Here is a 26,293-nt window from a genome sequence, read left to right on the forward strand (position 1 = left end):
GGCTGCTTCTAAGCCAACCTCCTGGCTGTCTGTGTGCCTCCACATCCTTCTCCACTTAGTCTAGATTTGGGGACCTTAGATGGCGATCTGGGCTCTTTCCCTTTTGGCCGCGGAACTTAGCTCTCGCGGCCTGTCTCCCAGTGTCGTTGTCGACGGCATTCAGAGTTTGGTTGGGTTTGGTAATCTGGTAGGACCCCTAGCCCATCCAGTGCTTTACCTCCGCGGCAGAACCTCAAAGGCCATACCTAAATATGTTTCGGCGAGAACCAGCTATAACCCAGTTTGATTAGCCTTTCACTCCGATCCACAGCTCATCCCCAACATTTTCAACTGTTGTGAGTTCGGCCCTCCAGAGAGTGTTACCTCCCCTTCAGCCTGGCCATGGATAGATCACAGGGTTTCGGGTCTGCAGCAACCGACTAGACGCCCTTATCAGACTCGCTTTCGCTTCGGCTTCACCTATCGGCTTAACCTTGCCGGTCACCACAACTCGCAGGCTCATTATGCAAAAGGCACGCGGTCGCACATTCCTTGCGGCATAGTGCTTCCACGGCTTGTAAACATTCGGTTTCAGATTCTTTTCACTCCCCTCGCCGGGGTTCTTTTCACCTTTCCCTCACGGTACTGGTTCACTATCGGTCACCAAGTAATACTTAGGCTTGGAAGATGGTCCTCCCAGATTCCAGCAGGGTTTCCCGTGTCCCGCTGTACTCAGGTACTGATTATGGTCCGTCTAGGTTTCGCTTACGGGGCTCTCACCCTCTTGGCCGGCCTTTCCATGCCGCTCAACTACCTATACGCAATCCATCGGCTCTAAAACCGAACCAGCCCTACAACCCCAGCTGAATAATCAACTGGTTTGGCCTCTTCCGCGTTCGCTCGCCACTACTAGCGGAGTCTCATTTTTGATTTCTTTTCCTGAGGGTACTAAGATGTTTCAGTTCCCCTCGTTCGCTACGTGTGGCCTATGGATTCAGCCTCACGCCACACAGATATTACCTGTGTCGGTTTCCCGATCTCGGATATCGACGGCTCGATACTTGCTTACAATTCCCGTCGCTTTTCGCAGTTTTGCCACGTCCTTCTTCGCTTCTTGGTGCCAAGGCATCCACCGAATGCTCTTACTAGCTTAGCCACCAAAACGGTCGCTCGGCAGATTGGGCGATCTCCGCGTCAGCTGCGGCTCGGCTGCTCGTCATTACCAGACGGTAACTCCTCGCATCCTCACCTTGCTTCCTTGACCTCACCCAATCTGCCTTCGCTCGCGCGGAGACGTCTTAGGTTGAGGCTGCGGTCCGTAAACGCGTCACTGCCGGGAAGGCAACTTCACGTCTTTCGAATCAAATCACTCAAACTTTCTCGCTAACTTTTACTCACAACCTTCGGCTTGCGCCGTTGCTCGTGACGTTTCGGAACATGCTAAGCGTACTTACTTTCACCGTAATCCTTAGTCGTTTCAAATATTCCAGACACATGATGAGAACACCGGGTTCAGCTGGCCTTGCGGCAGGCTGAAACTGTTGTCTCTTTCATGGACTTTTGCGTTTCGCACATTTCATCTACTTCATGTATCCGCCTGATTTTGTTTACAAAATCAGGCAATGTACAATAAACAAATTATCGTGCTCTCTCTCGTTTCGCTATTCAGTTTTCAAAGCCTCGCGCTTTGCGAGAAAGTGGTTTCTAGTGGAATCACTTGGCAACGTCAACGTTGGTGCGGCTTTTTTTTGGCGAACGTCCAAGTGCCGCACTATCCACTTGGAATCTCACGCGAAAAGGCGATCGGATTGGGCTAATTTGACGACTAAACGGCAGTGAAGATTGGCACGCGGGGGGTGGCCGCATTACGCTCCCAGCCGTGACAACGCGCACCTCGCCATCCGCGTCTACTATATGTTGTTGGGTGCTGAGGATGGCGCTACTTGCCCCCTCCGCGTGCGGCGCTACCGACCATCGCGATGGCTCCCAACCGGCAGAGCCGCCCGACGCTAGCCCAGATTCGGCGCCGCGCAGCACCTTGTATCCCGAGGACTGGACGCCGGGGTTTGCCGACGCGAACGGTCACGCGTTGCCGGACGTTAGCTACGCGGGTTATCGCAACGGCGAAGCGCAACCTAACACGTCGAGCTATGCCGTGGTTACGCCCCCCATTGTTGCGGACGGTGTGACCGACAACACGTCGGTTCTCCAGGCCGCCATCGATAACGCGCCGCTTGCCGGCGCTGTCATCATGTTGCCCGCAGGCGAGATTCGAATGGAAGGCACCATCGCGGTGCGGCGCTCTAAGCTTGTGCTGCGCGGTGCAGGCGCAGCGACGCGGCTGCGATTCACCAAGACCTCGGGCATGAGCGACCAGAGTCATCTCGCGGTTGGCGTCGGCACGGCGACGACGCTAGAAACTAACCTTATTGCTTCGGGCGTCGCCGGCGCACACACCATCGACGTCGCCAGCGGCGAAGGCTTTGCGGTTGACGACGACATCTTGGTGGGGTGGACCATTACGCCGGCCTTTATCGAAACGCATGGCATGACGGGGGTGTGGAAGGCGTTCAATGGCACATGGCAGCCATTCTTTCGGCGGCGCATTGTCGCGATGGCGCCGGTGGCGGGTGGCGTGCGGCTGACGCTCGATGTGCCGCTGCGTTACGACGCGCTGTTGCGCGATAGCGCAAGCGTGCGGCGCGAAGTTGGCGCGATTTCGCAGGTCGGCATCGAGCAGCTCTCGCTTACTAATGCGGTGCCCAAGAATGTCGCCGATGACACCAATCGCCCGATGCTGATTAGCTTCTACGGGGTGCAGGACGCGTGGATTGACGGCGTGAGCTCGTATGCACCAGGCGCCATCGGCGAGGCCGAGGCGGAGGTATGGAGCCGCGGCATTGTCGTTGCTAACAGCAAGCGCGTGACGATTTCGGACACACACCTCGCGTTTGCGCAGCATCGCGGTGACGGTGGCAACGGCTACTTGTTCGAGATCACCGCGTCGAACGAGGTGCTCATCGTCGATTGCACGGCGCGGCGCGGGCGGCACAACTTTATCCAGAACTGGGGCTTTGGCGCCACGGGCCTGGTATTTCTGCGGGTGCATTCGCGCGAGTCAACGGCGATCAATAGCGGCTTTGAGCTCGGCGCCGCCTCTGAATTTCACCACAGCCTCGCGATGGCCAACGCGATCGACCAATCGATCATCGACGACGGCTGGCACGCGGAGAATCGCGGCGACTACAGCAGCGGCGCGGGGCTCACCGCCACACAAACCGTATTTTGGAACAACCGCGGCGAAGGCATCATTCGCAGCTATCAGGCCGGCGTTGGCTACTTAATTGGCAATGTGCTCACCGGCCTCACCACCGCGCTGCCTAGCCCGTGGCCGTCGTGGGGGCTGCGCAGCGAGCCGGAAGATTTCGTCGAACTGGCCGGCAGCGAGGTGTCGCCGCCGTCGCTCTACGAGGACCAGCTTGCGCGGCGCCTCGCGCGCGGCGAACGCTTGTGGCCATAGGATCGCGGGCCTACGGCTCGACCTCGACCATGCGGTACGGCGAGAGGTCGAAGTGGAAGTGATTGGCGTGGCCGGGATAGCCTGGGCCAAGGATGACGCGGAAAATATCCGGACGCTTTACCAGCGCGTCGGTTAGGCGGAGCAAGAACTCGCGGTGAAGCGCGACAAGCCCGCGACCGCCCTGCCAGTGTTTGAGGACGCTTACTGAAAAGGCTCCGGCTAAGCCACGCGGTGCACCAGCCGGCAGCGCCTTGCGCTGCGCCTTGGTCGCGGCGGGAAAGTCGAAGGCAGCAACGTCGATCGCGTTGGCGAGGCCGTGCTCACTGATCCACCCGGGATAGAGGCGAATCGGCCGGCAGTTATAGGTACCAAGGCTTCTGATCTTGCGCGGCGCGCGGCCATACACTTCTACGGCGACGTCACGCACTACGGCCTCAAAAAGCGCGAGGCGCTTGGCAAACTCGTCGTTTACGAGCGCCGCGGGCGAAATTTTCATGAGCGTGCCGGCGTAGCGCGCCTTGTCGACCGCCGGGCACGCAAAGCGCGCGCCGTCTGCAAGCTGTCGGGGTATCGCATCGAGCGGCGCGGGCTCTACCGCCGCGGCGGGCGCCTCGAAGCTGATCGGTAACGAGTCCGCCTTCACCGCGCGCTGAGGCGCGCTGACTAGGGCGCAGAGGCACACAACGGCTCGCGCAAGGTTTTGTGACATGCTCTCCGTGCGAACGCCTCGCCCGCGAAAACGATCTAGGGAATCGGCTTGCCGCCCTAGAAATTAACCAGCGCGAACCCGGCGGCCACGGCGGCAAGCGGGAACACCGCCAGCGACATCTTGCGTCCACCTACATTGGGATCCTTGGTTTCCGCTAGGCCGCGGAGGGCCATCAGCACCGCGGCGGGTCCGGGGATGGCGCAGATTGCGAGGCCGAGCCCAGCGTCGGTAAGTACAACCGGCCACAAGGCCGCGGCGGTCGCAAAGCCGGCGATGCCGTTGCCGGTGATTGCGCGACCGCTGCCAAGCACCTTGGTGCCGGTCTCGCTGCCCGTGGCGTCGGGATCCTTCATCAGGGATTCCAGCGGCACGCGCTTGGTAAAGTACCAGCCAAACGCAAACATGAGCGCCGCGACCGCGAGGCCGCCCGCGATAATGATCTCAAATAGCGTTGTCTCGGAATAGGTATCGACAAACCCATGAACGCGCCCCGCGATGTAATCGCCGTTGGCCGTCGATAGAAACCACACCCCCATCACCATGCCGCCCGCCCCTGCTGGCGCGAGCTTGGTCATGCTCGAGAGGCCAACGGGTGACAAAAACAGCTCGGCGACTGTCGCAAAGAAGTAGAAGCCTACCAAGTACAGTGGGCTGACGTCCGTGCCGCCAGCCGCCGGCAGCATGACAAAAAACGCCATCGACATAAACACCAAGGCGACGCCGAACTTGCGGATGTCGTTGAACGCAATCTTGCGCGCGATGACCCACACAAAAAACCACGCGAAGATCGGCGACAGCAAAATGATAAACACTGAGTTTACCGACTGAAACCACTCGGCGGGGAAGGCGCGGCCAAAGGCGACCGTGCGGGTGCGCTCGTCGGCAAAAGCATTCATGGTCCCGGCGGCTTGCTCAAAAAGCGCAAAGAACGCCACGCACCCGATGGCCAACGCGGCCATCGCGGCGACGCCTTTCTTTTCGGTTTCGCTCGCGGCCTTTAGGTAAAGCCCAACGAAGGTGGTGACAAAGACCGAGAGCAACAGGACGCCAAAGATGTTGGAAATGCGCTCCTTGGTAAGCTCATAGCCGCCCTTATGGACCAGCATCAAGATAACGGGAATGATTACGAGGGCGCCGATAATGCCGGCAAGAATCTTCTTGTTGTTGGCACGCGCAACCGGGTCCGTAATGACCGGCGCATCGCCAACGCCTTCTAAGTCCCCGCTGCCCTTCCAGTATTGCAAGAGGCCAAAGGCCATGCCGACGGCCGCCGCGCCGAAGGCCACGTGCCACGAGTAGTGTGCCGAGATGCCATTATCGACGAGGAATTTCTGAAATACCTCGGAGCGCGCCAGCCAGCCGCAGATGACAGGGGCTGCAAAGGCGCCGATGTTAATGCCCATGTAAAAGATGGAAAAGCCGCCGTCGCGGCGCGCATCGCCCTTGCTGTAGAGCTGCCCAACCATGGTGCTGACGTTGGGCTTAAGAAACCCGGTCCCGATCACCAGACAGGCTAGACCGGCGTAAAAGCTCAGCAACATCGGAAGCGCCAGCAGTACGTGGCCTACAATAATGATGAGGCCCCCAACCGTGACCGCCTTACGCTGACCTAAAAACTTGTCGGCGATCCAGCCACCCGGCAACGCCATCAGGTACACGGCCGACATATAGAGCGCCAAGATGGCGCCGGATTCTTGCTTATTAAACCCGAGGCCCCCTTCGGCGACCGCCAGGCCCATGAACGGCACAAATATGGCGCGCATGCCGTAGAAGCTGAAGCGCTCCCACATTTCGGTGAAGAAGAGTGTTGAGAGGCCACGCGGATGACCGGTGGGCGGCGGCTGAGCCGGGGACGTGCTGGTTGCCATGGTGAGCGAACGTATGCCGACGCATCTCTGGGCGCTAGGGGGCACGAGGTCGAAGTGATCTCGCCCTACTTGGACATTAACGCCGCGTAGTCGACTGGGCCGTCAAACATACCTAGGCTCAGCGCGCGATCGTAGGAGAACCAGGCGATATGGCTGCGATAGGCGGTGTCTTTGGTGACGAGGCCTATTCGCTTGATAAATGGCGAGAGGTCTGGCACCTCCTTCTTATAGATCACGCCCTCGGGCGTCGACCAATTGCCAACCCTTGCCCTAGGCTTCCAAAATCGTGCGGGAAGCTCGGCCTCCACAAGCATGCGCACCTCACTCGAGCCGCGATCGCTGATTGTCGCAAAGGTGAAGGCGGTTTCAAGATCCTTGGAAAACCAAATCTTGCCCCCCGTCGATTCAAAATTGCGATGGCCAGGCACGCCGGTGAAGCTGAAGCGATGGGGCGCGATGACCACGCCGCGATACAAGGTCAACGGCGCGCCGCGCTTCTTGTCGGCGGCCAAGCTCGCCGCCATCTTTGGGCGAGCGACGGCGATGCGACCGGCGACTGAGCGCGAATAGCCGCGCTTAGTCAACGCCGCTGCCGAGCCGGTGGCTTTGGACTTGGCGCCAGTGGAAGCATAGGCGGTTGGAAGCGCAAGGCTTGCAAGCAACAGGCACAACACCAGCCACCGACACGACATCCGACTGTGTCGACGCGACGTTGAATTGCGCCGCGCCGTGGCTATGGGGTGAAATAAGTCGTCGGTTCTCATAGGACGTCAGCTCTGTAGTGCAAGCGAAATGCCAGTCCGTCACGGCTGCCGCAGCCAGGCGCCCGCCATGGGCACGACACGGATGGCGACACAAGTTGCTAGCGGATGGCCGCTGGGTGGGGCCTAGAGACCGTCATTTGCTAAAATCGATACGCGAGGCGCGCAAACGCGGTGACCAGCGTCATGCCCGGCTGCCGCAGCACGGTACCGCCGTTGGCGACGTCGAGTCGCTCGCGCGCAAGCTCGAGCGAGCCGAGGACGAACCAATCGCGCTTGAAGCGATAGTAGACGCGGCCCGTGGCGCCAAGCGTGCTCGCACCGGCGCTGCCGTAGCAAGTTGGAAAATCCGTCGGGTCGCAGGTGACGCCGGCATTGTTGTCATTTGCGGTGACCTGCCCCAGTTCGGCCTCCCACTGCCCTTTTTCGCTGGCGAAATCGCGCGAGGCGAGTAGCCGGATGGCCTGTGAGTCGGTTTGCGGCGCGTTGCCGTTATCAAGGCCGAAGGCGCGCATGAAGCTAAGGCTCACCCGCGTGCCAAATAGGCGGCGATCGAGAAATTGCACAAACAACTCGGCTTCCTGGTTTGCGGTAATAGTGGCCGTCACGCCCTCGGCAGTTTGGGTAATGAGTGGCCGCGTCCGCAAGCCCGCGCTCGTTGACACCTCAAAGCGGTCGTCTTTGCCAAGTGAAGCACTGGCGCCGCCGCGAAGCGCGGTTGAGGCGATGCGGGAAACCTCGATGTTGTTTTGGATGACGCCGGCAAGCGGCGCGGCGTCTTCCAATTGCGCCTGCGCATGCACGTTGAGTGTTTCGGTGTTCATGCGATGAATGGCGGCGGTCAGCGTATACTTGGGCGTGGGGCGATAATTGAGGCCGACGCTGCCATTGGTCAGCGCGAATCCGCCGGCTCCCGCGACGTCGACGATGCCGTAATGGTAAATGACGAGGTTTTTTCCGCCGCGGTAAAAACCGTTGGACGACAAAAACACGCGCGGCTTCTCTGTGCTACCCGTAGCCTCGTCAGTCCCCATCGGCAAGACGCCGCCCGCGCCCAAGGCGCCATAGGCCGAGCTGGTGCGATAGGCCGCGCCGCCACCGAGCGCGATCGGATAGACGCCGGGATAGTCGTCGCTCACCGACCGCGACCCCTTGCGCGGATAGAGCCCCGCAAACGCCAAGGCGGTCCATTTAGCGCTGACGCCGTAATCGACGCGCAGCCCGTCGATTTTTAAACCGCCGATATCTGGCACCAAGACGCGGCCAACAAAAATATCGGCCCGGCGGCCGCCGCGCACGGCGTAGAGCTCGCGCGCGTCGTATTCGTTGCCGCCAAAGGAGCCGGACTGCAGGCCGTCCCGCGCGGTGCGTAGGCGCACGTCGATGCGCGTGTCCCAGGCGCCACCCCCAAGATGTCGCCCATCGAGCTGCAGCCGCGCCTCGGCAAACACCCGCTGATAGGGGCTCGCAGGATTTAGGCCCGTGGCGGCACCGCTAATCGGCGGGCCTTGCGTGCTGACCTCTGAGTGAATGAAGGTGGAGAGCGTAAGCGACCCCTGCCACAACGTTTTGGCCGGGGCCTCGGGGCAGTCATCATCGCGTTGGTCACCGCCGCCGTCGCCATCGTCGTCGCGGCTCTCATCGCAGTCGGGGGCCTCGGGCTCCGGCTTGTCCGTAAAAAAAACGGTCGGCGCCGCCCGTGCCTGCGATGCGACAAGAAGCACGGCCCCCACCGCAAGGCAACGCGCCGCCCGTCGCATCAGCGGCACACCGACTCCCGCCCCGACGCCGTCGTTGGCAGCCACGCGCTTGGATTGTGGCAATTGGCGCACGTCGCATAACCAGCATGAGGGCCGCCCTTGATGGCGGCGTCATTGCGATGGCATGCAACGCAGGTCGGGCTAATGTTGCCGTAGCCGCCCGTGGTGTGACAATCATTGCAGGTAAGCGTGCGATGCAGACCGGTGAGGTTGCAACCCACCGTGCTGTGATCAAAGCGCGCCGGCGTGAACGACCACTGGGTATGGCAGTCGCCGCACTTGGGCGACAAGGAGTTGGCATGGATGTCGTCTTGGCGATGGCAATTGATACAAAGATTTCCGGTGCCCGCCATCGGGCGATTATCTTTGTGGCAACGCTCGCAGGCCTGCAGCGCATGCGCGCCATTGAGCGAGAAGTCGCCAACGTCGTGCAGCGGCCGAATATCAAAGAAACCCTTGGTCGTGTGGCAGCGCTCGCAGGTGGTGCCGTATTGGCCGGCGTGCACCTCGGGCTCATCGTGGCAGCCATAGCAATTATTTGGCCGCGGCTTAAACTTCACGGACGGGTGGCAGTCAACACAAGCCACGTCGAGGTGCTCACCAGTGAGCTTAAAGCTCGACATCGTGTTGTGCGCGAACAAGTTGTCGCCGGTCTCGGTGTGGCAGCGCTCACAACCCTGGCCAAGACGTCCCGCATGCGCGTCATCCTTGGCGTGGCAACCCTCGGCCGAGCAGTTGGTCGGGGTGTCGGTATACTGCCGCGTCGGATGGCAATCAGCGCATTCGGGCACCTTGGCGTGCAGGCCGCGCAACGGCCAGTCGGTGTGCTCGGTGTGATCGAACTTGCTGGCGGCCCACACGCCTGGCGTGTGGCAGGTCGAGCACACCTGCCCCAGCGAGCCTTTATGCAAAGAGTCTTGGTGGCAGCGCGTGCCGCACTCCATGGGCGTATCTTTGAACTTGCCGCCGGTGTGGCATTGCGAGCATTGCACGCCGTTATGCCCCTTGGTGAGCGGAAAGCGCGCCTTAGGCCCGTGGTACTTGTCGACCGTCGACGGGTCGAAGTTGATCTTGCCCGCGGTCTTGTGGCAGCTGAGGCACTTGCTGTCGGGATATTCGTTGTTGTGCGCCGCCTTGTGTTGGTGACAACCCATGCAGCCGACCTTCTTGGCGTCAAACCGCTCAAATTGCGACGGGTTCTTGCCGCGGTGGCAATCGCGACACGACGCCGTGGCGTGCGCGCCGGTCAGCTTAAAGCTGGTTTGGCGGTCGTGATTAAACATCGTCGGCCGCCAGCTCGATGAGGGATGGCAGGTGCCGCAGCTTGGCGGCGAGCCAAATGCCTTGAAGCGATCGCCGTGCTTGTTGTCGTCGGCATGGCACGCCTCGCACGCGCGCGGCGGCGTCTTGGTGCCCATGGGCTTGGTGTGACAGCCATAGCAATCGAGCTTGCCGTGGGTCGACCCAAGATCAAACTTGGTGCGGCGATCGTGGTCGAACTTGAACTTGTCGAGCGAGCGAAACGCCGGCGAGTGACACCACTCGCAGCTGCGCTTGCCAAATAAGTGGCCGTCGTGCGGGCTCTGATGGCAATTTTCGCAGCTATCGCCCTTGGGCAGGTTAAATAACGCCTTGGGGTGGCATTTCGCGCACGACACGTCCTCGTGCGAACCCACCAAGGAGACGGCCGCATCTTTCTTATCGTTGTGATCAAACTCCATGCTCGAGCGCGGCGGCTTCCACACGCTCTGGCTATGGCAGCGCTCGCAGGCGAGCATCTCGCGGCGGTCAAAACCATGCGGCTGGTCTTCCTTGTGGCAGGAACCGCAGAGGCGATCGACGCCGACATAGGTGCGCAGCCCCTGGCGATTGCGATCTTTGTGACAGTCCGCGCACTTCGCAACGCCATGCTTGCCTTCAAGGCGCCACCCGGCCAAGGCATGATCAAACCCTTGCTCGCCACCGGGCAAAAACTTCCACCCCATGATGTCGTAGCTGCGACCCTTATGCTCAAGGTGGCACGAGCCGCACGACTTGCCGCGGACCTGACCGGAGGCGTGGAGCCCCTTGCCGGCATCGACCCGTGCCTTGAGCTGCTTGTGGTCGTGACAGCCAAGGCACTTGCTGTTCACCACGGCACGCCCGCCGTCATGGCAGTCGTTGCAATTGGCCTCGGTGTCAATCGACGCGTGGCTCTGCGAAAGTGCCCCTGGCGAGGTGGCAAAGAAGCCCTGGGCGGAGGCGTCGGGCGCACGCCATAGCGCGAGCAGCAACACCACGAAAGAGGTGGCGCTCGCGACCAAAAGGCAGCGCGCCCATGCGCAGACGCGCGGCGACCGCGACCTACAACCCTGTGTGCCTACCATGCGCGCGACCATGACAACCAAATGTGAACCGCCGAGAAGCCAGTTAACAAGATTGTGAACGGGACGTGAACTTTTTTCCACGAATTGAGGAATTGCTGCGCCTTGGGCGCGATGACGCGACGCCGCTCAAGGTAGCGCATGCGCGAGGCGATATGGTGGGCATCCTGCGCCACGTCGCGCGCTGCGCCAACACGGCGCAAGCGAAAGGTTCGAACGATCGAGTCAAATGGCCGCCGCGCGTCCTCCCACATCAGCCAACAAACCGCCACAAACACGCTCGTGCTGGCCGCCATCGCGTCGGCGACCCGGCGCCCAACGGCAAGCTCGCGGTCCACGACGTGCGATGCGCCGGCGCTCTTGGTGCGCAGCGCGGCGAGTTGGCCGCCAAGGCCGAGCTCTTCCAAATCGGAGCCACCGGCGAGCTTAGGCACGACGGTATAGAGATACCGCCCGAGCACGCCCGAGAGCACGACGATGACCATGCTCCAAAAGGCCATCGACACCCAGCTACCAAGGCGCAGCGCCGAATGAAGCATGATAAACAGCGGCCCAATGATGCCAGCCATGAGGTGAAAATCAAACCACATGGTATTGGCGGCGAGCCAGCGGAACATGCGGACGCGGCGGAACATGGGATAGATGGCGGCCACGGCCATGAACGCCGTGCCAATGACGCCTAGCCAAACCGAAAGCGGATCGCCCGCGCGAAAGGTAATTTTTTCTGCGAGGGCCGAGGCCGCCACCTCGATGTTGGCCGGGTCTGCCTTGAGCTGAAAAAACTGATACGACCACTGCGGCGCATAGAGTCGCAGCATGACCTCGCCAAACGCGACCAAGAGCGCGGCCACGCCGAGCACCCAAAACAGAAGTGGCAGCCACCTCCCGCGGCGCACGCGCGCCTCGCCGGCATCGCGCACGCCCAGCCCGGTTTCGAAAGGCTCTGGCGGCAACACCTCGCCCGAGCGCGCATCGCCGCGCTCAGCGAACAGCGCCGCCGGCGAGATTTCGATGAGCGACCCGGTTGGACACGCGGAAACACACGCCTGGTCGTGGTAGTCGCTGCAATGATCGCACTTATTGGCGATGCGCCGGGGCATGGCAATGCGAGGCGTCCCCGGGCCAAACCCAAGCGCCTTGTCGGCGTTTAGGCGCGCGACGAAGCCTTCGCTAAACAAGGGGCTGGCGGCATCGGCGACGTCGACCATGTCGATCGCGTGGTACGGACATGCCACAGCGCAAGCGGTACAGCCGACGCATGTCGCCTCATTGATCACCACCTCGCGCGCCTGGGTGTCGTAGGAAATCGAGTCGTATTCGCACGGGTCGATGCAGCGCTGATCGGTGCAGGTGCGGCAGGTAAACACGACATCGACCATGCCGATTTGATAGCCGCCCAAGGTAAGCCGGCGCGCGCCGTACCGCTCTTCGCAGGCGTCCTCGCACTGCTTGCAGTCGATGCATAGATCGAGCTGGCGCACGCGCACCGAGGGTCCGCCCACAGAAATTCCGTGCCGCACGAAAAAATCTAGGAGCTCCTGGCGCGACCCCACCACTTGCTCCAGCCGATCGCGGCTGGCAACCAAGCGCTGCTGCACGAAGGCGGCAAACGGCGGCGCGGCGGCGGCAAATTCGGACAGGGCGCCGTTGCCGATGGTGGCGTAAATCGTGGGCTCGGCGCTAAAGAAGGCGGCCGCGGCGTCGCCTAGCGCCGCTAGGCTAGCCGGGACAAAGACCTCACCGGCGGCAAACAGCGCGAGGTTCTTGCGCGCAAGGCGAGCCAAGGGCTCTGGCTTAATGAGCGACTCGCCCGCGGCCGCTTCAGGCGAAAGCGCCGCCAGCCGCGCGCGCTCGGCGACCCGCCCCGCCAGCGCTTTGCCTTCAAACAGCCCCGCCGCAAGCTGGCCTGACAGCACGACGACCACGCAGTTTGGCGGTGGCGCATCGATGCCCTGCAAGACCACGTCGCGCGCCACTTGGCGGACCGCGAGCGCGCCGCTGGCCAGCGCGCGCTGGAGCAACGCGGTCGGCACGGACGCAAACCACGCGTACTGCTGCAGGCGCAACGCATCGCTTGCGCTGCCGGGTGGTGGTACGCTGCCGCCGCCAGGCCTTGCCGGTGAAACTCGAACCGTCATGAAGATGCTGGGGCTAAGTGTAACGACAAACGCGATGATGAGCCTGCGAAAGCGCCGAAATGGTTGTGTTGTTTTCGCGGTCGTAGCCGCGTGTTGCGCCGTGCCCAAGACCTCGCTTGCCGAAGAGTATGTGGCGGTAACACCTACAACCACACGGCTGTGGATCGCGGGGATCGGCGGCGTTGCGACGCCCGCCGTGGCCACGACCGATTGGTGGGATTCGTCGTGGGGCGTCGGCGCCTTCGCAATTCGGCGCGCACCCACCGGCGGCGTCTTAGGTGGCGGCGTCTGGGTGATGCCATCGACCTCGAGCGATGACCTGCGCCTCGGCGCCGACGCCGTCATCGGCCGGCCGTGGCGTGGCGTCACGCTTGGCCTATTAGCCGGCCCGATGGTGCGAACCAACCCCCTGCACCGCACCGCCTACGGCGCCAGCGCGGGCATTTGGGCGATGTCCGGCCCCGTAGTTGGCGTGCGCGCGATCCTGTTACAGCAGCCCGGCGCGCTGCAAAACCACCTCGACGTCGGTGTCGAGCTAACGCTGGTGGTGGCCCTCCCCACACTTACGCTCGCGTCGCGCTAAGGCACCGCTTTGGGCCTGCAATTGCCCGCGCCGTCGGGTTGACTCGGCGATGGCGGTTGGTTAACACCCGTGTGAGGTGGCGTGTGGTTGGTATCGCAAAGCTTGAAGATCGCAATGCGCTTCGGGTCTTGGTCGTCGATGACGACGCGGATGTGGCGGGGTTGCTTCGGGATGTCTTAGAGTCCAACGGGTGTGAGCCGACGATCGTCACCGATCCGACGCAGGCCATGGACGAGATTCGGCGCGGCGAGTTTCACATCGTCGTGCTCGACGTCATGATGCCCGTGGTCTCGGGGATGGATCTGCTCGCGGAGATTCGCGCCCACGATAGCGACATCGCCGTCGTGATGCTAACCGGGCACCCCAGCCTTGAGACTGCCATGCGCTCGATCGAGCATGAAGTGTCGGCGTATCTACAGAAACCCTTCGATATTGCGGAGCTTGCGCGGGTGCTGCAGCTCATTGCCAATCGCAAGGGCCTGGCGACCAGCGGCGAGGCGCAGCTGCTATCACGGCTCGGCGTCACGGTGCGCGAAACCCGCAAGGCGCGCGGCCTGACCCTTAAGCAACTCGCGCGGCGAACGGGGCTGTCGGTCTCATTGCTGTCGCAGATCGAACGCGCCGAGACCGCGGCGTCCATTGCGAGCTTATATCGCCTCGCGCGCGCGCTCGGCATGCCAATGTCCGAGCTGTTTACGTCGTACTAGCAACGCGTGCCTATTTGGCGACGATGCGCGCGCCGTCGGCGGCCGCCGCACCCGTCGCCACCGCGCGCTGGACCGCCTGATCGAGGCGAACCAAGATGCGTTCATTTGGCCGTGGATAGCCAAAGAGGCGCGCAATCTCCTTGGCGAGCGCCGGCCGCTCCATTGCCACATTGGCATGCAAGATATGCAACGCAGCGCCGGCGAGTTCGGCGACGCTGATTTCCTCCAGCGCGCGACGCGCCTCCGCCTCGCTCTCCCCTGGCGGGCGGGGCGGCACGTGCAGTTGGCTCGCATCAGCGGTTTTGGGCCAAACAAACTCGGCGTCGTCGCCGCGTCCTAGCTGGCCGACGCCCGCGATCAGGCCGCGCACCCGTTCGGTGAGCTTGCTGGTTACGCGCGGCATATCGACCGCGTCGGCGACGCGCGCGACCAGCACGTCGAGGTGAACCGGCGCCTCGCGCTCGATGACCTCGGTCATCAATTGCATGAGCGCCATCGACGACTCTCCGGAATACACCCACGTCGACTCGCGTTTGCGCTTGGCAAGCGTGGCCATGCGATACGGCGCGAGCTCACGCGCGGACGGCGCTGGGGTATCCGTGGTCGCGGTTGTCGGCGATGGTGGCGGCGTGGCCGCAGGTGGCGCCGCCGTAACGACTGCAGTGGCCGTCGCGGAAGGCCCGACCTTTTTGCTCGCCCGCGACGCCGCAATCGCATTGACCAGGCCGGTGTGCAACCGCGTCAGCTCGCGCTTCGGATCGGCTAGCCAGTCGGGGCTCCACACGCGCGCTAACCGCCAGCCCATGGCGCCGAGCACCGAGGCGCGCAGACGATCGCGATCGCGCGCCGTCGGCGCCAATTGATAGGCCGGGCCGTCGGTCTCGATGCCAAACACCAAGTTGGCTGGGTCATCGGGATCGATGACGGCCACATCAACCTTGTAGGCCGAGCAGCCAACGCCGTAGCGCACGGCAAACCCACGTTCAACCAAGCCCTCGCCAATGGCTAGGGCGACGGCATTGGGCGGCGGTGCTACCGCTTGCTTGGCCGTGGTGCGGGCCTCGGCGAATTGCAGAAAGGCCGCAAGATCTGCCACGCCACGCCCGGCGTCGCCGACCCGAAGTTGCGCCGGATCGAGGCTGGTAAAGACCAAGAGTTGCTCGCGGGCACGGGTAATGGCGACGTTAAGGCGACGTTCGCCGCCCTGGCGATTCAGCGGCCCAAAGTTCATCGCCACCTTGCCCGCGGCGTCCGGGCCGTAGCCCACGGAAAAAAGCACGACGTCGCGCTCGTCGCCTTGGATGGTCTCGAGATTTTTGACGATGACCGGCTCTGGCCTGGTGTCGGCAAAAAAGGCCTCGATCGCGGGCCGCTCCCGGCGCGCGGCATCGAGCAGGTCTTCGACCAGCTGTTGCTGCGCCCGGCTAAACGTCACCACCGCGATCGATTTATGATTGCGCTGCGGATCGGCAAGGTGCTCGACGACCGCCCGCACGACGGCGGCCGCCTCGATCGGGTTGGTCCTCGTGGCCGATCGATCGTAGACGCCTGCCACGCGCTCCAACCGCACGCCAAGATGCGCGGCGAGGTTGGCCGCGGCAGGAAAAATCTGCAAGCGGCTGTCGTAGTACGCGCGATTAGAAAAATCGATCAGGATTCGTGGCGGCTACGATAGTGCCAGCCGAGGTAGCGTTGTGGTAGCTGCGCCGCGACGCATTCATCGAGGATGCTCTCAAGCTCCTGCGCCGGCTCATCTTCGCTCGCGGCGTCATCATCGCCGGCGGTCGTCTGGTCGGCAAAAAATCGCGTCGGCGGCAATTGCTTGGAGTCGCCCACCACAATCGCGGCGTTGCCTCGCGCGAGCGCGCCGATCGCATCGCTGGCAGGAATCTGTGACGCCTCGTCGAACACCACGAGATCAAATTTCGGCGCCTCTGGATCGAGATACTGCGCGACCGAAAGCGGCGACATCAACAGGCATGGCTTGAGCCGTCCGAGCAGATTTGGCATCTCGCGAAATAGCGTGCGCAGCGGCTTGTGCCGGCGTTGCTTCTTGGTTTCACGCAGCAAGACGCCCACCTCGCCGTCGTCGCTTACGCTGCCATCAAGCCGCGGCACGCGCTCGGTGACCTTGGCGATCATGCGAGCGCGCGCCACGCCCAGCGCAGCTTGATCAAACCCAGCAAATTGAGCGACGCGATTGTGGTGCAGCTGGCCGTGAAACTGGGCCAAGACGGGCGTGGCCTCCAAATGGGCTTCGGCGGCAACCAGCAACGCGGCGCGGTGCCAACTCGCGACCAGCACTGGCCCCGTCAGCTCCGCGCGACCGGCGCATAGCGCCACCAGGCCGCCGAGCCCGGCTGTTGTCAGCTGCGCCGCGGCATGCTGATACGCCGCCCATTCGCGCAAGGCGCCTGGCTGCTGGCGCCAGGCCTCGAGGCGTTGCGCCAAGACCTCACCCAAGGGTGCGCCCTGCCGCGTCGCCAGCGACACGCCGCTAACCTCTTCAAACTGCGCCAACGCGCGGCACGCCGCCGCCGCCAGCTCGCGCAGGCGCGACCATGCCGCCGCATCGCCGGCCACGGCGGCGCATAGCGCGCGCCACGAACCCTCACGCTCGGTGCCACTACGCAGCATCAAGCGATCAAAGGCAGCACGCAGCTGGTGTCCCCACGCAACATGCGCCGCGGCCGTCGCCAAGGGTGCCCTTGCGGTGCGCCGCCAAACCACCGAATCGCATCGGGCGTGGCATCGCCAAGCGTGCGCTGCACTCGCACCACGGCATGCGCCTCTTGCAGATCCGCCAACTGCGTGTCGTAGCTGCCGACCTCCCCGCGCGTGGCGCGCGCTAGTTGACGACGGGCGCCGCGCAAGCCAAACCAGCGGAATAAGCGATTACGCGGGACGTAGTGGGCAAACGCCTCTTTGAGGCCGCGGATATCCAGCTCCCACAATGCCTCATCGTAGCGCGTGGCCAGCGCGGTTCGCAGCTGCGCCTCGCGCGTCGCCAGCGCGACATAAGCGCTTGCGGTTTGCGGCCGCGATGCCAAAGCGCCGGCGTTGGCCACGGTTGCCAGTGCCGAGGTTGGCGGGGGGGCGCCAAGCTCGAGCAAGCACTCAAGCCGCACGGCGGGCGCTTGCGCCGCCAATGATGCCACCTCGGCGAGCTCCGCGAGCTCGGCGCTGCTGGTCGCGCACACGCCGGGCACCATGGCGCCCGCAAGCTTGTCGATCTCATCAAACGTCGCCTGCGCGGTCGTCAAGGCCTGCAAGGCCTCCGCCAGCGTTCGCCCCGAGTCGGTAGCCATGTCGCCAGCGAAGAATCTCGCCACGGATGCGTCGCGACTGGCGAAACCATCTCCAGCGCTTGCGAAAATTGCGACACGTGGGCCTGCGCGGCGGCGAACGCCTCCGCGCTGGCGACGTGCGCGGGGTCGACGGTTATCCCGCTAGGCACGACGGCCACGGCCGCAAGCGCCTCGATTTCAGCGACCGCCCGTTGAAACGAAAACCCAAGCGGCAGCGGCGTGCCAATCGCCACGACATACGCATTGAGCTCTTCGCGCAGGCGGGCCAAGCTGTCGTCGTCGCCGGCGGCGGCCCCGACCGGGCGCCAGGCTCGCTCGAGCACGCGGCCCAAGTCCGCGATGACGTCGCGTTTTTGTGCTTTGTTGGAATGCAGCTCCAGACAAAAATCGCCGAGGCCTGCCTGCGTCAGCCGCCGCTGCACCACCTCAAGTGCCGCCATCTTTTCCGACACGAAGAGCACGCGCTTGCCTTGCGCCATCGCGTGCGCGATGAGGTTGGTAATCGTTTGCGACTTGCCGGTGCCGGGCGGGCCTTGCAGCACGAACGTCGCGCCGGCGCTCGCCGCCATCACCGCCGCGAGCTGCGTGCTATCGGCATCCAGCGGCGTGTAGGTCGTCGCCACTGGCGCCGCATCGAGATCCGCCGGTTCCATGAAAACAGGCCCGGCGTGGCCGCCGGCGTGCCCTGGCGACAAAAGCCGCCCGGCGACGGGCGCCTCCGCGATCGCCGCCGCGCGCTGCGCGAGGTCCGTCCACATGACGAACTTCGCGAACGAGAAAACGCCAAGGGTAACCTCGGGCACAAGCTGCCAGCCCGGCTCGCTCGGCAAGGCGGCGCGCATGGCCGCGAAAACCGCCTCGACGTCATGCTCGCCATCTTCCTTGACCGCCGGCAGCTCGGGCGTAAGCCCCCACTCGGCGCGTAGCTTTTCAAGTAACGTTAGATTAAGCCGCGCCTCATCTGCGCGCGCGACCACCGCATATCGCTCACGCGCATGGCGCCGCGTCAACGCGACGGGCACGAGCAGCACCGGCGCGCGCCGTGACGTCGCGTCGTCGCGCTCGCGCCACACCAGGGTTCCAACCGCGAGCCAAAGCACTTCGACCCCGCCATCGTCGCGCTGGGTGCGCGCGAGCCGCGCCATGTGAATGAGACGTGCGTCGATTTCGTCATCGGACAAGGCTGCGCAAAGCGCGTGTGGCGACGCGCCCGCGGCGAGTGCGGCCACGCCGGGGGCCGCAACGACCGTTAGCGCCTGCTCTGCCCCTACCGCCGCCGCCACCGCCACCGGGTCGGCGCCAACGAAGGGCAGGATTTGCTTGCTGGCGCGCATGTCGAGCATGCGATTGCGCAGCGAGAGGTCTAGCAACGATCGCTGCCACACCTCAAGGCGTGCGATCGCGGCCTGCGGTAAGCTAGCGTCGCGAGGGGGTGATGCGGGCGCAAGTTCACTCACGCTGCAGAGCGTAGCCTACTTCACGGCTTCTTGGCCGGGCGCTTAGGCACGGTTGCATTGCCGCGCCCGCCGGCGAGATCTACCGCGCCCTCGCGGGCGTCGCGAAACTTAATCGACGCCAGCGGATCGCCGCCCAGCCCCACCCCCGTGAGCTCGACCATCGCGCCGTAGCCCTCGATCTTGGCGATGTCATCAAGGACATCGTCGACGCTGCCGTACCGCTCGCCACGCGCGTCGCGAGTCATGCGGTCAAAAATATCGTCCATCTCGCGTGGCATGGAGCCATTGACTTGCGACGGCATCGGCGAGCGGCGCCCCGGCAGCTTGCGCGTTAGCAGCTCGTAAAAAATAATGCCGAGGGCATAGATATCGGCTTGCGCACCCGCGGCCATGGGGTCGGAATATAGCTCGGGCGCCATGTACGCGACGTTGCCCATGCCCACGTACACCTGGCGAATCAAGGCGTGATCGCGCTCGACGATCCGCGAAAAACCAAAGTCCGACACCTTGATATTGCCGTAGCCGTCGAGCAAGAGCTGCTCGGGCTTGAGGCCGCGATGATAGACCCGCTGGGCGTGCGCCGCGCGCAAGGCGTGCAGCGTCTGCAGCAAATAGCGCATCGTCACATCAAGCGGAATGTCTTCGGCATCGGTGATCAGTCGGCGGCACGAGCCGTTGGGCGCGAGCTCGGTGACCACGTACGGAAAATCGCGCTCAAGGTTGACGTCGTGGATGGCGACGATGTTTGGGTGCGCTAAGGCCGCCGCGGCGCGCACGACATCGGTAAACCGCCGCACAATTTCGCCGCGCTGATCTTCGCCGAAAAATCCGAACAGCTCGCGAATTTCCTTGAGCGCGACCTCACGTGAAAGCGGGACCTGCCGCGCACGGTAAACCGCGCCGATGCCGCCGGTGCCAATCGAGGCCAGCTTCTCATAGCGCGCATCGACGACCTCGCCGCCGCCGACCCCCGCGCGTTGCGGCTCCTGGCGCGCGGTGCCGCTGGCCATGATGGCGCCGCCCCCCGAGAGCTGCCCTGCCCCGCCTTGGGTGCGGCTCGCCTTTAGCTTCTTGAAGTGGGCCACCGCGCGTTCAGTAAACTCCGCCAGGTTCCCGCCATTAACCACCTGCTCGCCTTCGCTGGTTACCACGAGCTCGTCGCTGTTGCGCTCTTGCTTGAGATACGACGCGTTCTTGAGAAACACGACATATTCATCAAATGGAATCGAGACGGCGCCTTCACAAACGCGCTGGATTTCGTCGTAGCGATTTTGTCGCCCATACTTCGCCTCAGCCATCACGTTGGCGAGAATGAAGCGTGCTTCTTCGGTAAGCACCTCTTTGGTAATTTTGGTGCGACCTTCCATGTCGTAAGTGTACGGGGCATTGCCCGAAGCCGTCAAACGCCAGCGGCACGGGATGACGGCTCCCACAACGGAATTCCGTCGCGCACCATGCGACGCACCAGCGGAATGTCGGCGGCGAGCACGTCGTAGGCCGCAAGCTCGGTTGCGGGGACCCAGGCGAGGTCGGCGACCTCGACGGCGCGCGGCTGTGCCTCAGCTGGCAGCGCGCATTTATATATCAACATCAGGACGTCAAAGGCTGGATAGGCGTGAAACACCGCGTCCCATATCGCGCCAATGTGCGCCTCGACGCCAAGCTCCTCGCGCAGCTCGCGCGCCAGCGCGTCCTCGGGATGCTCCCCGGCCTCAACTTTGCCACCTGGCAGCTCCCACTGATCGGGCAGCAGTTGATCGCTGCGTCGCTTCGTCAAGAGCACCGTCGCGCCATCGCGTTGCGGCCCCGACGGCGTCGCTTGCGTGATGAGACCGGCGACAACAATTTTACGGTCCCGCATGCGCAAAGTGTAGCGCGCCGCGACGCGCAGCGAAACGCGAGGCAACACGCGAGAGCGCAATTCGAGATCATTCTCGCGAACGGTGAAAAACTACTTTTCCCTTGATAATTGGGCCCGTTAGCTTGATTTCCCCGCAACCGGGCCCATATTGTCCAGCTATGAAGCTCTATGCCTCCAAGATCGACGCCATAGCCGCCGAGATCATCGCCAAGCTCGCGGAAGATGGCGACCTTGAAGTGAGCGAAGCGCGCGAGGCCGAACTCGACGCGAGCGCGGTGCTGAAGGAATACATCCGCGTCGACAAAGAGCTGACCGACCGCGCCAAAGACATCCTAGAAATTCGCGGCTTGCCGCAATCACAGCTCGCGCGCACCAAGCGCCAGCTGGCCGAGCAGCGAGATTTTGGCCTGGGCGAAGAAGGCCTGTCGTGGATTTGCAACCAGCTCCTCGAGGCCTTTATGCAATCGTCGCATATCGACGAGGTGTTCGCTGACGACGCCACCCTGCGCCGCAAGGTCAAGGACATCGTCAAAAAGCACATGGAACTCGAAGACGAGATGGACCGCGAAGTGCGCGACCGGATCAAGAATCTGCAAGAAGGCACCTCGGCCTGGGATGCGGAATACGGCAAGGTCCTTGACCAAATCAAAACCAAGCACGGCGTTAAAGAGTAGCTCGGCCCACCCTTCGCGGGCCCGTGGCGCTATCATCGCGTCATGACGTTGCATCCGCGAGAAGCATTGTTTGGCGGCGAGCGGCCCTTCCCGCTCGTAGCCGCGTGTGAGCACTTTGCCGGCAGCGAAAAGCTGATCGGCAAGGCCTTTGAGTTGCAGCAAACGCTGGGACCGATCTTTGATATCACAATGGATCTCGAGGACGGCGCCGCCACCGGCCATGAAAAGCGCCATGCGACGATGGTCGCCGAGATGTTGAAATCCAGCCGCAACGTGCATGGCATGGCAGGCGTGCGGATCCACGACCCAACGCATCCTGCGTGGCGCGAGGACCTCGACGTGGTGATTGGGGCGGCGGTCGACAAGATCGCGTACATCACCATTCCCAAGGCGACGTCGGCGGCGCAGGTAGCGAGCGTGGTGACGTATCTCAAGGCGGCGGTACAAGCGGCCGGCAGCTTGCGTGAGATTCCGGTGCACGTGCTCATCGAAACCCACGGCGCGCTGCGCGAGGTGTTCGAGATCGCGGCGGTGCCGTGGTTGGCCGTGCTTGATTTTGGGCTGATGGATTTTATCTCCGGCCATCACGGCGCGATCGCCGCGAGCTGCATGAAGTCGCCGGGGCAGTTCGAGCACGCGCTGCTGGCGCGCGCGAAGTCACAGGTCGTCGCCTCGGCGCTCGGCGCGGGCCTGGTGCCCTCGCACAACGTCACGCTTGATCTTAAAAACCCACACCAGACCTACAACGACGCGCGCCGCGCCAAGACGGAGTTTGGCTTTCTCAGGATGTGGTCGATCTACCCGACCCAGATCCAAGCAATCGTCGAGGCCATGGCGCCCGACTTCGCCGAAGTCATCGCGGCCTCGGAAATCTTGCTCGCGGCGCAGGCCGCCGCGTGGGGGCCAATTCAACACGCTGGCGAGCTCCACGATCGCGCGACGTATCGTTATTTTTGGGAGCTGCTCGGACGCGCCAAGCTCGCGGGGCACGCCTTGCCACCAGCGGTGCAGCCGTGGTTTAGGTAGCCACGCGCCCGGCGATATTTCGCCCCTTGCGCGGCCGCCGGGGCGCCCTATATTGCGAGGGCTATGAGCCTGCATCGAATCGCAAATCAGCTCAAGACCGTGGCCTTGCTGGGCGGGCTCTCGGCCATGATCGTGCTCCTGGGCAACTATCTGGCGCCGGGCAACCTATGGCTGTTTGGCGGCATCGCGGTCGTCATGAACTTCTTTTCGTATTTCTTCTCCGACCGCATCGTGCTGCGGATGAATCGCGCCAAGGAGATTTCCCAGGCCGACGACCCGCAACTGTTTGCAATGGTAGGCGAGCTGGCGCACGCGGCCGAGCTGCCGATGCCTCGCGTCTACGTCATGCACGATGATGCACCCAATGCCTTTGCCACCGGACGCAACCCACGCAAGGGCGTCATCGCGGTGACCACCGGCATTCGGCGGTTGCTCAGCGAGCGTGAACTTCGCGGCGTGATCGCGCATGAGCTGGCGCACATCAAAAACCGCGACGTCTTGATTGCAACCATCGCCGCGATGTTTGCGACCGCCATCTCGCTCGTGGCGTCGATGTTGCAGTGGGGCGCGCTGCTTGGCGGCGGCACGCGCGATGGCGAGGGTCGAAGCGGGCTAGGCGCAATTGGCGCGCTCGCCGTCGCCATCGTCGCGCCCATTGCCGCTACGATCATCCAGCTCGCCATTTCGCGGTCGCGCGAGTATCTCGCCGATGAGACCGGCGCCGCCATCGCGGGGGATCCCGAGGCGCTCGCCAGCGCGCTGGCCAAGCTCGAGCGCGGCAATGCGCGCGTGCCTATGCACACCGTCGCGCAATCGCCCGCAACGGCTAGCCTCTACATCTGTGCGCCGTTTTCCGCCAACGCGATCAGCGGCCTGTTTTCAACGCATCCGCCCATCGCCAGGCGCATCGAGCGCTTGCGCGACCTGGCCACCTAGCAGCGGCGCTATGGCCGCGGGCCACGGGTTGCGCGGTTGCTGTGTCGGTAGTACGTTGCCTCGCATGCGCTGTCTGGTAAACGCGGGGCTGTTGATCTGCATCGCCACCGTGACGCCCTCGGTAGCGCTCGCCGCCCCGGCGACGTTTTCGTGGCAAGCCACCGCTGATGCTCAGGCGGCACATTTGGCCTCACCAGTCCCCGAAACACGCTATCGCGCGATCGCGGCGCTGGCGACCCAATCCGCCGCGACCGCGGGACCGCTCTTGCTGACCGTGCTCGCCGCCGAGCCGCTCGATGTTCGCTCAGCACAAGAAGCCATCGCCGCGCTCGCTATGGTTGGTTATGCGCCTGCGGTCTCGACCCTCGCCTCGCTCCTCGCCTCGCCGGAACCCCTGCTGCGTGGCGCCGCCGTGCGCGCGCTGGCATCGATGCATGCGGTCGAGCATTTAAAAGATGTGATTCGGTCGCTTGGAGATCCAGAACCAACCGTGCGCGCGATCGCGGCCGAAGCGCTTGGCGTCCTGGCCGTGCCAACGCAACACCGCGTGGATGTCGTTTCTCCCTTGGTGGGCCGCTTGCAAGATAAGGCGGTCGCAGTGCGGCTCGCGACAATCGGTGCGCTCGCCAAGCTGCAAGACCCGCGCGCGCGGCTCGCGATCGCTGCGGCGATGAGCGACGCCAACGTCGACGTTCGGCGCGCCGCGCTGACCGCGGCCATTGAGGTGGCCGAGCGATCGCTGGCGCAGAGCATGGTGCCCCTGCTGCGCGACCCAAGCGCTGAGGTTCGAGCCCTCGCGGCGCGCGCCCTCGGCGTGCTTGGTGATCAAGATGCCGTCGCCCCACTGCTCGGCGTCCTCGCGGGCGCCGCGACGGCCGAGCGAGGTGAAATTCTAGTCGCGCTCGCGCGGCTTGCGCGCCAAGGGCATCAACCAGGCTCGATCGCGCATGCCCTGGCGCTTGCGACGGCGCGCGGCGAACCGGGCGCGGCGATGGCGGTGGCGACTATGGGCGCAGCCTTTGCCACCACCGCCTGCGCGATTCTCGATGGCACCGTGCGCGGCGACCGCGCGCTCGCCCTCGAGGCGCTTGCGCGCGCGCCAGCTGAAAAATCCCGCGACTGCGTCGTGCGCGAGTTGGGCCGCAACCGCTCACCGGTGCGCCCCCTGTTTACCGCGCTTGCGCGCATCGCGACCCCTGCGGCCATCGCCGACCTCGCGGCCTACATTGCTGACCCCGATCCAGATATCGCGCGCATTGCGCTGATCATGGTGGCGCCCCACGCGGGCCTTGACCCACGCATTATCGACTTGCTGTTGCCAATGGTCGACCAACCATCCATCGAACTTGCAAGCGCCGCGCTTGAAGGTCTTGGCAAAACCGGCGACGCCGCCGCGATCGGCCCGCTGCTAGCCGTGCTCGCGCCGAACCAAACGCCGGCGCGGCCGCTTGCCGTGCAACGGGCCGCCATTGATGCGCTCGCGGCCTTGCGCCAGCCCGACGCCCTACCCGCCCTTATCGAATTACTAACGCGAGGTGACGCGGTCACCGCCATGCGCGCGGCGCGCGCGATTGCGACGATCGGCGATCCTCGTGCGGCCCGCGACCTCACGCCGCTCATCGAGCAAAATCACAGCCGGCGCGGGCTTGCGCTGCAAACGCTTGTCCTCCTCGCCGGCGCGCCCGGCGCCAAGGCATTGCCATTTTCACCCGCGCAATGGCGCAGCTGGGCGAGCAGCCCCGAGCCCGTGCTGGCACATGCGGCGATCGCGGGCTTGGCGCGCTTGCCTACCTCCGCCGCACAGCAATCGCTGCTGACGATTGCGCGCACGGGCGCGCACGAGTTCGCGGCGCAAGCCGCATGCGCCTTGCTTGTCCAAGCCATACCGACCGAGGTACGTAGTTGGATCGAGTTGCTTGGGCACCCCTCAGATGCCATCGGCGCGTGCGCCGCCGAAGGGATTGCGCGCCTTGTCTGGGACGCACCGATGAGCGAGCAGCTCGCGTTGGCGCTTGAGGCACTGGGCAAGGCACTCGATACGCGCTGGGCGACCGCGATCAACAGCAGCGCCGCGCTCGCGTGTGCACGCCTCGCCGGCCACACGCTCAGCGACATGGTTGCGCGCCGCCTTGCCTCTGCCAGCCAACTCGGCTCGCCACTTGTGGCCTACCATGCGCGGATTGCGTCCGGCGCGACGAGGCTGCCAACGTCCAAGGCAGTAGTGCCCGCGTCAACCGAGATATTTAGTCGTGTTCACCACCCCGACGATGACCCGCGAGGCATGGCGGGCGCTGGGTTTGTGGCGACCAGGTTGTGCCGCGACCAACGGCTAGGTTGGGCGGGCTATACCGACGGCCAAGGTTGGCTGCCGCGCGCTTCGCTGATTGAAAGCGACCTGCGCGAACAGTTCGGCGAAGCACAGTTGGCGTCGCAACTTCCGGTTGCAGGTCAGCTGCAACCGGCGCCGTGAATGACCACCTAGTTACGGTTGGCCGGCGGTCGGTTTTAACTGGCAAGCGCGGCATCCACGGTTTTGTCGCCGCTGCGCCCGCCGTGGGCTTTGCGGGCGAGGCGGCGCCCGTGGGCGCGGTGCCCGCGGCCCGCGTAGGCACCGCGTCTGAAACCACCATGCCTCGCTCAAGC

At 63.8% G+C, this 26,293-nt stretch carries 19 protein-coding genes and 1 rRNA gene (1 of these 20 running past the window's edge); 7 read left to right on the forward strand and 13 right to left on the reverse strand.

Annotation, left to right across the window (positions count from 1 at the left end; genetic code table 11):
- A 23S ribosomal RNA gene (locus IPL79_05275) occupies nucleotides 1-1,135 on the reverse strand (it extends 1,847 nt beyond the left edge of the window).
- 777 nt (nucleotides 1,136-1,912) lie between these two features.
- Here IPL79_05275 and IPL79_05280 point away from each other — a divergent pair.
- On the forward strand, nucleotides 1,913-3,499 hold the full coding sequence (locus IPL79_05280) for a hypothetical protein (GenBank protein MBK9070399.1): 1,587 nt from the start codon (nucleotides 1,913-1,915) through the stop codon (nucleotides 3,497-3,499).
- 10 nt (nucleotides 3,500-3,509) lie between these two features.
- Here the strand turns inward: IPL79_05280 and IPL79_05285 are convergent, their stop codons facing one another.
- The 6 genes from IPL79_05285 to IPL79_05310 all read right to left on the reverse strand — a co-directional run bounded on the left by IPL79_05285 (nucleotide 3,510) and on the right by IPL79_05310 (nucleotide 13,098).
- Nucleotides 3,510-4,208, reverse strand: a complete 699-nt coding sequence (locus IPL79_05285; GenBank protein MBK9070400.1) for an extensin family protein — start codon at nucleotides 4,206-4,208, stop codon at nucleotides 3,510-3,512.
- Between the two features lie 56 nt (nucleotides 4,209-4,264).
- Nucleotides 4,265-6,076: a peptide MFS transporter gene (locus IPL79_05290; GenBank protein ID MBK9070401.1), complete on the reverse strand. Its 1,812-nt coding sequence runs from the start codon at nucleotides 6,074-6,076 to the stop codon at nucleotides 4,265-4,267.
- Nucleotides 6,077-6,141: 65 nt separating this feature from the next.
- A complete protein-coding gene (locus IPL79_05295) occupies nucleotides 6,142-6,840 on the reverse strand; it encodes a hypothetical protein (protein MBK9070402.1) in 699 nt (232 codons plus the stop codon).
- 140 nt (nucleotides 6,841-6,980) lie between these two features.
- Nucleotides 6,981-8,561 (reverse strand): hypothetical protein, encoded by a 1,581-nt coding sequence (locus IPL79_05300; protein ID MBK9070403.1) that lies wholly within the window; start codon nucleotides 8,559-8,561, stop codon nucleotides 6,981-6,983.
- Between the two features lie 35 nt (nucleotides 8,562-8,596).
- Nucleotides 8,597-10,900, reverse strand: coding sequence for a hypothetical protein (locus tag IPL79_05305; GenBank protein MBK9070404.1), 2,304 nt, complete (start codon nucleotides 10,898-10,900; stop codon nucleotides 8,597-8,599).
- Between the two features lie 56 nt (nucleotides 10,901-10,956).
- Nucleotides 10,957-13,098 carry a 4Fe-4S dicluster domain-containing protein gene (locus IPL79_05310; protein MBK9070405.1) on the reverse strand — a complete coding sequence of 714 codons (2,142 nt, stop codon included), beginning with the start codon at nucleotides 13,096-13,098 and terminating at the stop codon, nucleotides 10,957-10,959.
- Nucleotides 13,099-13,198: 100 nt separating this feature from the next.
- Between IPL79_05310 and IPL79_05315 the strand changes: the two genes are divergently transcribed.
- Nucleotides 13,199-13,681 (forward strand): hypothetical protein, encoded by a 483-nt coding sequence (locus IPL79_05315; GenBank protein MBK9070406.1) that lies wholly within the window; start codon nucleotides 13,199-13,201, stop codon nucleotides 13,679-13,681.
- Nucleotides 13,682-13,773: 92 nt separating this feature from the next.
- Entirely contained in the window at nucleotides 13,774-14,388 is a 615-nt protein-coding gene (locus IPL79_05320) for a response regulator (GenBank protein ID MBK9070407.1), read from the forward strand.
- A 10-nt stretch (nucleotides 14,389-14,398) separates the two neighbouring features.
- Here the strand turns inward: IPL79_05320 and IPL79_05325 are convergent, their stop codons facing one another.
- From IPL79_05325 to IPL79_05350, 6 genes are read right to left on the reverse strand one after another with little or no spacing between them, the layout of a single operon-like run.
- On the reverse strand, nucleotides 14,399-16,003 hold the full coding sequence (locus IPL79_05325) for a DUF3320 domain-containing protein (protein ID MBK9070408.1): 1,605 nt from the start codon (nucleotides 16,001-16,003) through the stop codon (nucleotides 14,399-14,401).
- A gap of 35 nt (nucleotides 16,004-16,038) precedes the next feature.
- A complete protein-coding gene (locus IPL79_05330) occupies nucleotides 16,039-17,025 on the reverse strand; it encodes a hypothetical protein (protein MBK9070409.1) in 987 nt (328 codons plus the stop codon).
- On the reverse strand, nucleotides 17,025-17,696 hold the full coding sequence (locus IPL79_05335; protein MBK9070410.1) for a hypothetical protein: 672 nt from the start codon (nucleotides 17,694-17,696) through the stop codon (nucleotides 17,025-17,027). Before IPL79_05335 ends, IPL79_05330 begins: the two co-directional genes overlap by 1 nt.
- Nucleotides 17,648-19,153 (reverse strand): DUF4011 domain-containing protein, encoded by a 1,506-nt coding sequence (locus tag IPL79_05340; GenBank protein MBK9070411.1) that lies wholly within the window; start codon nucleotides 19,151-19,153, stop codon nucleotides 17,648-17,650. The genes IPL79_05335 and IPL79_05340 overlap by 49 nt, the downstream gene beginning before the upstream one ends.
- Before the next feature lie 20 nt (nucleotides 19,154-19,173).
- Nucleotides 19,174-20,520: a serine/threonine protein kinase gene (locus IPL79_05345; protein MBK9070412.1), complete on the reverse strand. Its 1,347-nt coding sequence runs from the start codon at nucleotides 20,518-20,520 to the stop codon at nucleotides 19,174-19,176.
- Between the two features lie 32 nt (nucleotides 20,521-20,552).
- A complete protein-coding gene (locus tag IPL79_05350) occupies nucleotides 20,553-21,014 on the reverse strand; it encodes a (deoxy)nucleoside triphosphate pyrophosphohydrolase (GenBank protein ID MBK9070413.1) in 462 nt (153 codons plus the stop codon).
- A 158-nt stretch (nucleotides 21,015-21,172) separates the two neighbouring features.
- Between IPL79_05350 and IPL79_05355 the strand changes: the two genes are divergently transcribed.
- The 4 genes from IPL79_05355 (at nucleotide 21,173) to IPL79_05370 (ending at nucleotide 26,120) form a co-directional block, all read left to right on the forward strand.
- A complete protein-coding gene (locus IPL79_05355) occupies nucleotides 21,173-21,688 on the forward strand; it encodes a DUF507 family protein (GenBank protein ID MBK9070414.1) in 516 nt (171 codons plus the stop codon).
- Between the two features lie 42 nt (nucleotides 21,689-21,730).
- Nucleotides 21,731-22,714: a CoA ester lyase gene (locus IPL79_05360; GenBank protein MBK9070415.1), complete on the forward strand. Its 984-nt coding sequence runs from the start codon at nucleotides 21,731-21,733 to the stop codon at nucleotides 22,712-22,714.
- A gap of 78 nt (nucleotides 22,715-22,792) precedes the next feature.
- Complete coding sequence (locus tag IPL79_05365; protein MBK9070416.1) at nucleotides 22,793-23,650, forward strand: zinc metalloprotease HtpX; 858 nt, start codon at nucleotides 22,793-22,795, stop codon at nucleotides 23,648-23,650.
- Nucleotides 23,651-23,714: 64 nt separating this feature from the next.
- Nucleotides 23,715-26,120 (forward strand): HEAT repeat domain-containing protein, encoded by a 2,406-nt coding sequence (locus IPL79_05370; GenBank protein ID MBK9070417.1) that lies wholly within the window; start codon nucleotides 23,715-23,717, stop codon nucleotides 26,118-26,120.
- Nucleotides 26,121-26,293: the final 173 nt, after the last annotated feature.

Source organism: Myxococcales bacterium (assembly GCA_016716835.1).
GTDB lineage: Bacteria > Myxococcota_A > Polyangia > Haliangiales > Haliangiaceae > JADJUW01.